The sequence below is a fragment of the Streptomyces sp. NPDC045021 genome, assembly GCF_056432645.1.
In genome coordinates, this window is sequence record NZ_JBWKIQ010000002.1 from 96,339 (window position 1) to 109,431 (window position 13,093).

General features: G+C 69.9%; 8 protein-coding genes. 3 read left to right on the forward strand and 5 right to left on the reverse strand.

Translation table 11 applies throughout. The features are described from left to right. Positions 1–853: 853 nt before the first annotated feature. On the forward strand, positions 854–1,189 hold the full coding sequence (locus AC07DC_RS07460; RefSeq protein ID WP_478912824.1) for a MerR family transcriptional regulator: 336 nt from the start codon (positions 854–856) through the stop codon (positions 1,187–1,189). A gap of 760 nt (positions 1,190–1,949) precedes the next feature. Further along, on the forward strand, positions 1,950–5,963 hold the full coding sequence (locus tag AC07DC_RS07465; protein ID WP_478912826.1) for a hypothetical protein: 4,014 nt from the start codon (positions 1,950–1,952) through the stop codon (positions 5,961–5,963). A 315-nt stretch (positions 5,964–6,278) separates the two neighbouring features. On the opposite strand, the gene AC07DC_RS07470 is transcribed toward AC07DC_RS07465, so the two are convergent. From AC07DC_RS07470 to AC07DC_RS07490, 5 genes are all read right to left on the reverse strand, one after another. After that, positions 6,279–6,668 carry a hypothetical protein gene (locus tag AC07DC_RS07470; RefSeq protein ID WP_478912827.1) on the reverse strand — a complete coding sequence of 130 codons (390 nt, stop codon included), beginning with the start codon at positions 6,666–6,668 and terminating at the stop codon, positions 6,279–6,281. Positions 6,669–6,974: 306 nt separating this feature from the next. After that, on the reverse strand, positions 6,975–7,892 hold the full coding sequence (locus AC07DC_RS07475; RefSeq protein WP_478912829.1) for a MurR/RpiR family transcriptional regulator: 918 nt from the start codon (positions 7,890–7,892) through the stop codon (positions 6,975–6,977). 394 nt (positions 7,893–8,286) lie between these two features. Then, the gene (locus tag AC07DC_RS07480) at positions 8,287–10,374 is read right to left on the reverse strand and encodes a glycosyl hydrolase family 28-related protein (RefSeq protein ID WP_478912831.1); all 2,088 of its coding nucleotides are present in this window, start codon (positions 10,372–10,374) and stop codon (positions 8,287–8,289) included. 177 nt (positions 10,375–10,551) lie between these two features. Then, positions 10,552–11,511 (reverse strand): DUF389 domain-containing protein, encoded by a 960-nt coding sequence (locus tag AC07DC_RS07485; protein WP_478912833.1) that lies wholly within the window; start codon positions 11,509–11,511, stop codon positions 10,552–10,554. A gap of 96 nt (positions 11,512–11,607) precedes the next feature. Continuing rightward, complete coding sequence (locus AC07DC_RS07490; protein ID WP_478912835.1) at positions 11,608–12,564, reverse strand: helix-turn-helix transcriptional regulator; 957 nt, start codon at positions 12,562–12,564, stop codon at positions 11,608–11,610. Positions 12,565–12,603: 39 nt separating this feature from the next. On the opposite strand from AC07DC_RS07490, the gene AC07DC_RS07495 reads away from it, so the two are divergent. Beyond that, positions 12,604–13,083 carry a hypothetical protein gene (locus AC07DC_RS07495; RefSeq protein ID WP_478912837.1) on the forward strand — a complete coding sequence of 160 codons (480 nt, stop codon included), beginning with the start codon at positions 12,604–12,606 and terminating at the stop codon, positions 13,081–13,083. Positions 13,084–13,093 lie beyond the last annotated feature (10 nt).

A 13,093-nucleotide genomic window follows, 5' to 3' on the forward strand; every position in this document is an offset into this window, starting at 1 on the left:
TTCCTGTCGTAGCCAAGAAGACAGCAGGGCGCGGCAGACACGAACTGCCGCGCAGAGGTGTGGCACGGTGATGGAATCCGGCGGCCGTTCAGTGCACGTGGTCGCAGGGTTGATTGCCGGGTCAGATGGCCCACACAGGGGTCGTCGCGCAAGACAGCAAGTGCAGTTCTGACAGCAGTACCAGCAGCGGATAAGTGGTCTCTTGGTGAAGGCGCCGGACTGCGGGCGCGCGTGCCAAGAGGTTCGGCAGTGGGGTTCTAAGCCAGAGCAGTTGCGGAACAGGCGACGGGGCTGGCTGCCGGACAGGGTGACGCTTTCAAAGCCACCAGCAGTACGCACCACGCAGGACAGGGGACCCGATGTTCCCGTAGGTACGGCACGGCAGTGGAACCCGGCGGCCGCTTCATGCACCAGGGCCGCAGGGGTTGACTGCCGGGCTGGGCAGCCCAGAAGGGGCTGCCACGCAAGTCGCAGTTTGTGAAGTGCAGTTCAGTTGTGATCGCAGGACCGCAGTATCTGAAGTACCAGCAGGTCAGTAGCTTTCGTCGTTTCAGATACGAGCAGGAAAGGTTCGGAGCAACACCATCAGGATCGCCCGCACGGCAGGTGTGTGCGGGCACTCGCAAGGCCCCGGATTGGAAGGTGGTCCCCGGTCAAGCATTCAAGATCCCCGCACCCCGTGTTCCCCCGACGCGGCAATGCGAATACGGCAGGACCGGCCAGCACAAGCCGGTAGTAGAAGTAGATGGTGTTTGATCCGCCCCATGGGGCCCCGGAAGCCAGGTACGGCTCCCGGGGCCCCTCCACGCGTTTCCCCAGGAGGCCAGATGCCCAACAGACACGAAGAGGCGTAATGACCGACCAACCCCCCGCCAGCGCCGCGAGCCCGGCCGACCGGTTCGATGACGAGGACTACCCCGCCTACACCATGGGCCGCGCCGCCGAGATGATCGGCACCAACGCAGCCTTCCTCCGTGCGATCGGCGAAGCCCGCCTGATCACCCCCCTGCGGTCCGAGGGCGGCCACCGCCGCTACTCCCGCTACCAACTGCGCATCGCCGCCCGCGCCCGCGAACTCGTCGACCAGGGCACCGCCATCGAAACCGCCTGCCGCATCGTCGCCCTCGAAGACCAACTCGAAGAAGCCCTCCAACTGAACGAGAAACTGCGCAACAACCCAGCCAGCTGACCTACAACGCCGGCCGAGCCCGCCCCGATCCCCGGGCCCCACCTTCCGTGCCCCTGGGATCGCCGGCATACCGTCGGCGCGTCTGCCGGGACGCAGCCACTTCAATCGGCCAAGGCTTAAGCATTGGCTGGATGGCCGAACGCGACATGGGACTCTGAGGCACCCAACGCGTCTCACCCGACTGGCGCAACGGGCCCAATCGCCCGATTCACTCTGGGGAGCCCACGTGCCCAAGAGGACCAGCGCGCAGTTACCCGCCCAGACCTACCGCACACCCGCCACCAGTGCCAACTGCGGCCGCGCCTTCCGCCGAACTGCGCTGCGTCCCAAGCGCGAGGGGCCGTGCCACAACGTGCCAGTGGGGGCGGTTTGCAGCGGTCACCAGGGGCTTCACCGGAGTCGCAGGGAAGGGCCGCAGGCGGCCATCGCCCCAGGTCAGAGGTCATTCTCAGGTCGAAGTTCAGGGTGATTCCCAAGTTCAGAGCGCGGGTTCGATTCCCGTCACTCGCTCCACACAAAAGCCCCAGGCCAACGGCCCGGGGCTGCTTTGTTTGCCCGTCGGGCGAGCCTGACTGCCTGGTCCTTCTCGGCCGCGAGGGCGACCGTTGTCCGGCCCCCTGCACCCCCGCTCCGATTCCAGGCCAAGAATCGTTCATGCGTTTGTTTATTGATCCCCTGGGTGAGGTGCGAGCGGCTAGGCTCCGCGTGCCCTGATGGGACTCCTGTGACTGCGGGGGCGGGGCGTGTGTCAGGGGGGTACATGTCTCTACCGACCTTTGCGGGACGCGGACGAGGACGTGGCAGCAGAAGGAGACCGAGCGGCGGCATAGCCGCCCTCGTCGCGCTTCTCGCCGCCGTCCTGGCCGGGCTCCTCGGCCAGACGGGTTCGGCCTACGCCGCGGCGTCGAATCCGACGAGTGCGGTCAATCCTGCGACGACGGCTTCGCCCCAGGCGGCAGGCCCGAAGGCGACGCCCAAGCCGGCTCCCAAGGCCGCCGGGCCCGTCGCTCCGAAGATCGACGCACGGGCCGCGCGCGCCGCGGCCGCGGTGAAGGCCATCCGCAGCAGTGACCTGCCGGACACCTGCTCGGGTGCGATCCAGCCGGACACCGTCTACCCCTGTGCCTCCCTCGACAGCGGCACCACCAGCAGCTTCACGCTGAGCCTGCCCCAGGCGACCGACCTGCTGTTCATCCAGACGGTCGCGACCGGCGGCGGCTTCCTGCAGAGCACCCTCAAGGCGCCCGACGGCAGCACCGTCGGCTGCCGGCAGCCCGACTGGACGAAGCCGCTGAGGTGCGGGACCGGCCAGGCCGGGACCTACACCCTGCAGATCCTCAACGAGACCGGCAACAGCACCGGCTTCTCCCTCTCCTACACCGCGCTGCTCTCCGACACCTCCTGTACCGCGGTGAGCGAGAGCGCACTCCACCTCGGCGCACCGGCCGATCTCCAGGGCACCCTCGCGGCCGGTGCCACGGGAAACTGCTATGTCCCCGCCCTGTCCGTCGGCGACGTGCTGCGCAGCTTCATCACGCCGTACCCGGTGACCGAGGCCGTCTACGACGCGACGGGCACGCAGGTCTGCACCGGCAGTACCGACTGCACCCTGACCGGCACCGCACCGTTCCGCGCGCTCGTGAGCGAGCCCTACGCCGCCGCTGCCGACTACCACCTGACGCTGGCCCGCCTCTCCGATCCCGAGGGCTGCCCGACCGTGGAGCCGCAGGCATACGGCACAGCCCCCGATCTCACCTCACCGACCCGCTGCCGCGCACTGCACGTTCCCACCGCGGGGACCTACCAGTTCAGCCCGGTCAGCGCCGGCGGCGGCAGCGTTCCGGGGGCGCTCTACAAGGCGGACGGCACCTTCGGGTGCGAGCAGAACTACTACACGACCTGCCATCTGGCGGCAGGGACGTACTTCTGGGCGGTCAACAGCTACTACGCCACCGACGCGGGACCGTTCGGCATGTCGTTCAACGCCATCGACGAGAGCCGGGGCTGCACCGGGATCAAGGACGACGGCTTCACCTCGGGGCCCGAGACCGGCACGTTCAGCGGCCCCGGTGAGCAGATCTGCCTGACGCTGCCGACATCCACCGGGCGCACCGTCTTCATGACCAACCAGCCGCCCGCGGACGGCGTCGACCCGAACGTGGTGGTGCTGGACGCCGCCGGCACCCAGCAGTGCCAGAACTACAACTACACCTTCGTGGCCTGCGCGTTGACCGGCACCGCCCCGTTCCACGCCGTGCTCTCCGGCCCGTCCACCGGCGCCTACGCGGTGGCAGTGCAGCGCACCGACAACGTGGCGGGCTGCGCCTCCTGGCCGCAGTCCGGCTTCGGCGGGTCCTGGGGTGCGGAAGCGTCGCTCACCGCGACCAAGAAGGTCCAGTGCCTCAGCATTCCGGCCGGTCAGCACTCCACCAGCGAGATGATCGACTACGAGAACACCGCCAACACGGTGAACGCCGCGATCACCTTCTACGACGCCAGTGGCAAGAAGATCTGCAGCACTGTCGGCAGCACCACGGTGTGCCCCATGGACTCCGGCACTTCCTACACGGCCATGCTGACCGGCAGCACCGGCCGGGCGGACACGTACCACCTCGTGCGACGTGACATCTCCCGGACGGCCTCCTGCTCGGCCCCGGTCTCCACGACGTTCGGCGGCAAGTCCACCGCCTTCACGCTCGGATCGGCCCTGGACGCGCGCTGCCTGCGGGTCCCCGCGGCCGCCGCGGACAAGTTCTGGATGGGCGCGCGGACGACCGCCGCGGCTCCGGCCGGAGCCATGCTGGAGGTCGTCGACTCCTCGGGCAAGTACGTCTGCCGACAGTGGGGCGTCGCCTGCCAGGTGACCGGCGACACGTCGTACGTGGTCCTGGTGCTCGCCTCCGGCTACAGCGACTCGCCGATCACCGCGCACGTGGACACCTGGCGGGTCGGCACCGCGGCGGGCTGGGCTCCGGAGTGCACGGCGCACCCGGTGTCCATGGACGGATTCTCCCTGCGCGGCGGGACTTTCACCGAGAACTCGACGGGTTACTGCGCCGTCGTCCAGGTGAAGCCCTCGCAGAGTCTCGGGGTGTACGGCGCCTACAACTCCAGTGGTGCGGGTCAACCATCGGTGGGGCTGCTCAGTGCCGCGCACTGGGGCGATTCCTACTTCACCCAGTACCAGTGCAACACCAACTCCGGTGACTTCGGCTACCGCTGCTCCGTCTACTCCCAGGGAGAGGCGGCGCAGGCGGTCCTGGTGGTGACTCCGTCGAGTCAGGTGCTCCCCATGGACTACTCCATGCAGGGCGTGTGCCTGGAGGGATGCAGCGCCAAACCGCCCACCAAGACGCTGACGTCGATCACTCCCGCGAGCGGGCCGGCGGAGACGCAGAACCAGGTGGTGGTGCACGGCACCGGTCTCGACCTCGGTGACAAGCTGACGCTCGCCACCAACGGGAGCCCGGCGACCGGATACCGGATGAGCGAGCCGGTTTCCGTCAGCCCTGACGGCACGGCGCTCACCCTGCGGCTCTCCACCCACGGGGTCACCCCCGGCGCATACGACGTGGTGCTCGACGATCTCAACTGGACCGCCGGGATGCCCGATTCGGGAGTGCTGAGCGGGGCCTACACGGTCACCGCGGCCCCCATCGCCTCACACAGCCGCTTCGTTGCCGTCACACCGGCGCGCTTCCTGGACACCCGGAACGGTACGGGCGCCCCCAAGGCGCGCGTCGGCGCCGGTGGTGTGGTGCGGCTGCAGGTGGCCGGGGTGAAGGGCGTGCCCGCCACGGGCGTGACCGCGGTGGTCATGAACGTGACGGCGGTCAGCCCCTCGCAGGGCGGCTACGTGACGGTGTATCCCGATGGCCGGCCGCTGCCCGCGGTCTCCAACATCGACTTCCGCCCGGGGCAGACGATCCCGAACCTGGTGACGGTGCCGGTGGTGAACGGCAAGGTCGACCTGCGCAACGCCACCGGGTCGGTCGACCTGCTCGCCGATGTCACCGGCTACTACACGGAAGGCGGTGGCTCGGCCCTGACGGCGATCACGCCGACGCGCTTCCTGGACACCCGGAACGGTACGGGCGCCCCCAAGGCGCCCGTGGGCCCCGGTGGCGTGGTGCGGCTGCAGGTGGCCGGGGTGAAGGGCGTGCCCGCCACGGGCGTGACCGCGGTGGTCATGAACGTGACGGTCACCGGTCCCACCCAGGCCGGCTTCGTGACGGTCTACCCGGACGGCACACCGGTGCCCGCGGTCTCCAACCTGAACTTCGCCGCGAAGGAGACGATCCCCAACCTGGTGGTCGTGCCGGTGGTGAACGGAAAGGTCGACCTGCGCAACGCCGGCGGCTCGGTGGATCTGCTCGCCGACGTGACGGGCTACTTCTCGTCGGCGGGGTCGACCTTCTCCCCCGCGGGACCGACGCGCGTCATGGACACCCGCAGTGGCCTGGGCGCCCGTGCCGGTGCGGTCGGTCCGGGCGGCACGGTGACCCTGCGGGTGGCCGACGTGGAAGGGGTGCCTGCGGAAGGGGTCACGGCAGTGGTGCTCAACGTCACGGTGACCGCTCCCACGACCGGCGGTTTCCTGACGGTCTATCCGCACAGCCGGCCGATGCCCGGGGTGTCGAACCTGAACTTCACCACAGGGGAGACGATCGCCAACCTGGTGGTCGTGCCGGTGGTGGACGGGCAGATCACCTTCTACAACATGGCAGGCGACGTCCAGGTCATCGCCGACCTGAACGGCTACTACAGCAGCTGACCGCACCCTGCCAGTAAGTCCCACCACGCCAACAGCGCCGCCGCCGCGCCCCCCCCCCCCCCGCGGGCGGGGGGGCGGGGGGGGGGGGGGGGGGGGGGGGGGGGGGGGGGGCGGGGGGCGCGGGGGGGGGCCCCCCCCCCCCCGGCGGGGGGCGGGGGGGGGGCGGCCGCGGGGGGGGGGGGCGGGGGGGGGCGGGCGGGCCCGCCGGGGGCGCCGCGCCGCCCGGACCCCCGGGCGGCGCGGCGGCGCTGTTGACACGGGAAGGGGTGAGGGAGCCGTGGCCCGGGGCTCAGCGGCGGGACGCGCGGAAAGTGGTCAGCGCTTGCGTTGGGGGGCGGGGGTGGTGGCGGTGAGGGCTTCGGTGACGAGGCGGACTCCGCGGGCCAGGCGGCTCAGTTGTTCCAGCTCCACGGCGTAGAGGCGGATCGTGTTCTCGATGACTGCCTCGACCATGCCCATGGTGGGCAGCTCGGCACGGCTGGTGCACATCGCCACCTGGACCGCACGCATCTCGTACTGCAGCTGGAGCTGTGCGTGCCGGGCGAGGAGTGCGGGGTGGCGGGTGAGCGTGGAGTATCCGGCGTAGCGGGCCGGCAGCAGGTCGCGCAGCCAGCGGGTGGCCGTGCGTTCCCAGTCGTGGTTCCCGGGTGACTTGACCTGGCAGGGCCAGTCCGGGCTGAGCGTGCTGAGGGTCGTCTGGGACATTCTCGTCGCTTCCGAAGGGTGCCGACTCTGATCGAGAGGTTGTTGGCTGCCTCGGCCCAGGGGTTGACCGAGGCTGCCGTGGGCGCTCAGCGGGATGCGAGCGCCCGGTGTGAACACCCCGGGCGCGGCACGAGGAGGGAGCGTCGGCCCGGGTGTTCCGTCGGGAGGGCGGGTCACGCTCTCCATGGCATCTGGTGGAGCCAGGCGCCGTCTGCAGTAAACATATATACCGTCGAGTACGCAAGGGTATGAAAAATTTCATACATTCCGGACGGTGCAGGCCTGCCCAAAAGGTGCTTCCGGCACCTAAAGGAAGAAACCGTGCTGATCGGCGACCTGCTCGTACCCCTCGAGCCGCGCCTGCGTCCGCTCCGGATCCGCGTCGGCCATCGCCTGCAGCAGGGCTGCGGAGAGCATTCCCGGCGCCGCGTACGAGTCGAACACCAGCCGGGAGCCGGTACCGGCGGTCAGCACCACGTCCGCCTCGTCCAGCAGAGGTCCCAGTGTGGCGTCCGTGATCAGGGCGATGCGCAGCCCGGCGCTGCGGGCGGCCCGCAGGGCTGCCAGCGTCTCCCTGGCGTGCCGGGGCATGGCGAAGGCCAGCACCCATGCACCGCCCGCCGCCCGGGACTGCAGCAGCGCGTCGAAGGCGACGCTGCCGCCGCGGGTCACCACCCGCACATCGGGGTGGATACGCCGGGCGGCATAGGCGAAGTAGTCCACGAGCGGGGCCGAGATTCGCAGGCCGAGAACGGTCAGCGGCACCGAATGGGCCAGCTCACGGCCGATGTCCAGCACCTGATCGGTGTCGGCGAGCAGCCGGCGCACGTTCTCCAGGTTCTCGATCTCGGCGTCGACGGCCGCCTGCAGCTCGTTGCGACGCAGCTGCTGCCGGCTCTCCGGCGATCCCGCGACCGCGCTCAGGGCGATCGGCTGCAGCACCTCCCGCAGGGCGGGATATCCGCTGAAGCCGAGGGAGGCGGCGAAACGGGTCACGGACGGCTGGCTCACGCCCACCCGCTCCGCGAGGTCGGTGATCGAGAGGAAGGCGGCCTCGGTGAGGTGGTCGATCAGGTACTGGGCGATACGCCGCTGCCCGGGGGACAGGTGATGGCCGTTGAACAGTGCGTGGAGCCGGTCGGCCGGGGAGCGCTCCTGGTCCGGAGGCTGCCCACCTGGTGTGATCGCAGCCGCCTGTGCCCGTGCCTGCTGCCCCGATGGCACCGGTGCGCCTCCTTGTTCATGCCGCTCCTGCTCAACATAGCTCACCCCCTGCGGTCGAACCGGACATTCCTCACCACATCCCGCCCGCCGCAGCGCCCCGGTCTTCGCAGGTGTGGGATCGCGGGCCAGCATCACCGAGAGCAGCGGGACGAACACAGTGTGCGGTCGACGGTCCTGCGGCACACCCGTTCAGGACGTCACTTTCCGGACGTCACGCCGGGCGTCCCCGCGTGCTGTTCCACTGTTCGGCGACGCCGGCCGCACGGGCGAAGTGCGCGGTGGCCTCGTCCTCGCGGCCGAGGAGCCGGGCGAGTTCGCCGAGGGAGTACGCGACCGGCCGGACCGCGACGGTGGAGCCGGCGGGAGGGCGACTACAACGGATCCCGGCGGGACGTCACCACGCCGACGGGGCCGGCGGCACGACGACCGCCGGCCGGTCGTCGCAGGTGATGGTGTTCGGCAGCTCCCAGGGGGCGAGCCAGGGGCCGGTCGTACCGCCCCCGTCGTTGCCACCGAGATCGGTCAGCGCGAACTCCGAGCCGGCGGGCGTGAAGTGGAACGAGCCGCAGTTGTTGACCCCTACCGCCCCGACGTTGCGGGCGTCCACGTTCTCGAACGTCGCGGATCCCGCGGCGCGGCCACTGACCACCGATGTGCCCGTGCCGTCGACCCTGATGTCCTTGAAGTGGACGTTGGTGATCGAGTACAGGTCCTTCACCGGCCAGTCGGAGACCAGCATGATCGCGTTGTAGGTGTTGTCGAGGAAGTTGTCCCCGGTCACCCGGATGTCCGCGTCGATGTTCTTCTCCAGCGCGAAGAACCAGATGGCCCCGAGGCCGATGTTCCAGTTCAGCTCGTACGTGCCGGCGCGGACCGTGGTGTTGTCGGTGATCCACAGGTGCCCGGTGAACGCCTCGGAGCCGAAGCGGGAGCCGACCTGGATGGCGCTGCCCTCCCGGATCGGGTCGGCGATCAGATTGTTCGAGACCGTGTTGTCGGTGCCGCCGTAGATCGCGATGCCGTTGGCGAGCACGGGTGTCTGCACGGTGTTGTGGTCGAAGGTGTTGTCGGCGTTCCCGGTCTTCTCGGACCACATGGCGAGGCCGTCGTCACCCGAGTTCCGGATGAAGTTGTTCGACACGAGCGAGTGCGTGACGCCGGTGTGGAAGTTGAGGCCGTCGGCGATCTGGTCGGTGATGACGTTGTCGGTGATCCGCAGATGCGTCATCGGGCCGTCGAACCACATGCCCACCTTGGTGTGGTGGATGTAGAGGCCGTCGATCGTCGAGTTGCTCAGCGCGCCGCCGATCCCGTTCACCTGGTCGGTGTCGACGCGGTCGCGGACGTCGCCCTCGACGGCGAAGCCGGACAGGTGGACGTTGGTGCTGCCGCCGGCCGCCGCGTCCTTGCCGTAGAAACCGACACCGCTGTGAATCGAACCGTCGGGCGCCGGAGTGGTGAGGGCGACCTCGTGCCCCTTGATGATCGTGTACCAGCTGCCGGCGCCCTCGATCGTCACGTTGTCGACGACGATGTGGCGGTTCACCTGGTACGTGCCCGGCGGGATGTAGACCTTGAGGTGCGTCCGTTGCGCGAAGGCGATCGCCCGGTCGATCGCGTCGGCCGAGTCGCGCCGGCCGGTCGGGTCGGCGCCGAACGCCAGCACGTTCGCCGCGACGACCGCGACGTGCGGCGCGCCCACGAGTTGGGAGTCGAGCAGGTCGATGGTGGTGGTCGCGGCCTTGCTCCCGGCGGGAACGGTGAGCCGCACCTTGTCCCCCGCGCGGTACTTCCTGCCGAGCGGCAGCCGCTGCTCGTCGTAGAAGTGGTTCGGGCGGAACGGGGTCGCGAACTCCGGGGCGGGTGTCGTGGCGGCGGGCACGCAGGCGCACTCGGTGACCCAGTAGTCGGGGTGCAGCAGCCCGGCGTTCGGGTCGTTCGAGAACGGATACTGGTTGTACAGCCACGCGTACTGCGACGTCAGCGTCGCGGTTGTCCGGTTCTTGCCGTTGACCGTGACGTCGAGCGGTGCGGTGATCCCGCCGCCGCCCGGCGCGTCCGGAATGCTGTAGCGCACGGTGATCGCATCGGCTGCGGCCGGCAGCGTGAACTCGACGTACTGGCCCGGTGTCAGCGAGACCGCCTGACGACCGGACGCCTCCGCCGGCAGTGTGTAGGCGGTGCGGCCGGGACCGATGACCGTGCCGTTCGTCGCGGCGTTCTCCGCCTCCTGCTCGGCGAATCCCACGCTTGCGCCACGGCCCGCGACCAGCGCCGGATCGAGTGCGGCGCGCGTCACCACCGGGCCCGGCCCGCTCCCCGCGCCCGGACCGCCGCCCGCGCCAGGTCCGGCCAACGCCGTCCCACCCGCCAGAACGCTGAGCCCGAGGGCAGCCGCGGTCACCGACGCGACCACCACCGCGGACCTTCGCCGCGGTCCTTCCGACCACTTCGCCACAGCACCTGTGATGCTCCGTGACATCGCATGCTCGTTTCTCTCGGGAGGGCGCGCCTGAGACCCGCAAGGCGAAGCGGATGCCATGAGGGTGAGGTGACAGTAGGACCGCACTCCCGGTTCCACAAGGTCCTACCGAATATTTCCGCCGGCTTGCCGTCTACATACGGCAGTCCATCAAAGTCTTGCGTCAACTTCCTGGATTCATTGCGGGGGAGCCGTCCGGGCGGCGGCCGGCATGACGTGCAGGCCGTAGCGGTTCCACAGGAAGCGCTGGAGGAAGAGGGTGACCGTGCCGGCGAGGAGCATGCCGGCGAGGTTCACGCCGAGCTGCTGGAACGAGGCGGCGACCTCGTGCCAGTGGGCGAGGGCGATCGCCACGGCGATGTTGCCCGCCGCCGGGACGGTGGTGACCGAGATGAAGACGCCCACCAGAGCGGCGGACTTGCCTGCCGTCATCGACAGGATTCCCGCGACGCCGGCCAACAGCGCCACGATGAACGACCACTTGTCCGGATGGATGATGAAGTCGGTCGTCGGTCTGTTGTCCAGCATCGCCGGAGTGATCCAGCCCAGCAGCCGGCTCATGACCGCGCAGGCCGTCGTGATCGCGATCGCGACGGCGAAACCGATGACAAGAGTGCGCACGGCCGCGCCGATCAGCCGCAGATCGCCCCGCAGTAAGCCGAAACAGGCGGCCGCCACCGGCCCGAACTCGGGGCCCAGCACCATCGCGCCGACGATCAGGATCGGCTGGTCCAGCAGCGCGCCGATCGCCGCGATCTGCGTCGCGAGCGCGAGAAAGGCCAGGAACGCCCAGGTGAGTCGGGTCTCGGCGGAGGTGCGCGCGGCCAGTTCGTCCCAGACGACGGCGTCGTCGGGATCCCCCGGTGCGATCTCCTCGGCCTTCTCTGCGGCGGTGGAGATCGACAGATACAGCTCCTCGACGGTGATGCCGCCGCTGTCCTTCAACCCCAGCCCCCGCAACTGCGCGAGCACGCCGTTGGCCGCTTCCCTGGCCACGTCGAACTCGACGAAGTCGCCCCGGGGCGCGTACGCGGCGCCGGGCAGTCTGATCACGTTGACCACCGCGGGGCAGTCGACGGCGATCCTCAGCACCTCGTCGGTGCGTTCCACGGGACTGATCACTCGCACATGCAGCACAGCGTCATTGTGCCCGGCTTCGTGCCCCGGTTCGTGTCCGGATTCACGCCCGGGTTCGTGCCCGGGTTCGTGCCCGGGTTCGTGCCCGTGCGGCCGTCACGCGGGGGCGTAGCGCTCCGCCAGGATCCGGGAGGTCTCGGCGAGGCGGGAGCGCAGCTCCGGGGGGCCGAGGACTTCGACGTCCGTGCCGAGGGCGAGGAACTCGCCGCGGGCGTGGTCGAGTGACTCGATGGGGAGGACCGCGCGGATCCAGCCGTCCGGCTCCGGGGTTCCGGTGGCGGCCAGGGCGTGGGCGGCGGCTCCGGTGAGACGGGACGCGGCGCGCGGAGCGAGGCGGACGAGTGCCTCGCCCTGGTACAGACGGGCGTGGAAGTCGGCCTGGTAGCGCTGCCAGTAGCCGGCCAGGTCGAAGTCCTCCGGCGGCTGGAACTCCTCGTCCCGCACAGTGAGTTCGAGGATCTGGTCGACGCGGTACGTCGACGGTCCCGGCCCGGCGACGACGTACCAGCGGCCCGCCTTGAGCACCAGCCCGTACGGCTCCAGCCGCCGGTCGACATCGGTCGGCGCCTTCCAGCGGCGGTAGCGGACGTCGAGCACCCGGCTGTGCCACACCGCGTCCGCGACCTGCGGAAGATGCGGGACGGCAGCGTCGTCCGCGTACCAGCCGGGCGCGTCGAGGTGGAACCTGGATTGCATGCGTTCGGCCTGGACGCGCAGCTCGGGCGGGAGCGCCGCCCGCAGTTTGAGCTGGGCGCCGGCGAGGGCGGAGCCGAGTCCCAGTTCGGCGGCGGGGCCCGGGATGCCGGAGAGGAAGAGCGCCTCCGCCTCGCCGGCGCTCAGTCCGGTCAGCCGGGTGCGGTAGCCGGCGAGGAGCTGGTAGCCGCCGGAGTGCCCGGCGTCCCCGTAGAGCGGCACGCCCGCCGCGTGCAGCGCGTCGACGTCCCGGTAGACGGTCCGGACCGACACCTCCAGCTCCTGTGCGAGCTGGGCGGCGGTCATCCGGCCCCGGGTCTGGAGCAGCAGCAGGACGGAGAGCAGACGGCTGGACTTCACTGACACAAGGTGTCAGTGAAGGGCCTCTACGGTCCAGCCATGGCTTTCACGGAGAAACTGCTGCGGGTGCTGCCACCGGTCGAGGTGGGGGGCCGGCACATCAAGCGGTACCACGTCACCGCCGACCCGGCGGGGATCGAACCCGAGGTCGAGAAGGCCGCGTACGCGATCCTCCCCGAGCTGCTGCCCGAGCCGGACGGTACGCCGCAGGCCACCTTCATCGTCCTCCACAGGGGTGGGGACGACGGGGCGTACCTCAACGCGTACAGCTGGGCCTGGGACAACGCTCTGCACTTCGCCGGGGCGGCGGGCGGCCAGCCGGTGCTGGGCTGCCCGGACAACGACCCGACGCATTTCGTCCGACTGGAGCCGACGCTGATCGGCTGCGTCTGGGAGCTGCCGCCGATGCTCCACGAACGCGACGCATGGGTACGCCACATGCTCGCGCCGGACCGTCCCGACCTCGCCGCCTATCTCGCCGACTCGCTCCCCGAGGGCAGTACGGGAGACCGCCCGTGAACGACTTCGA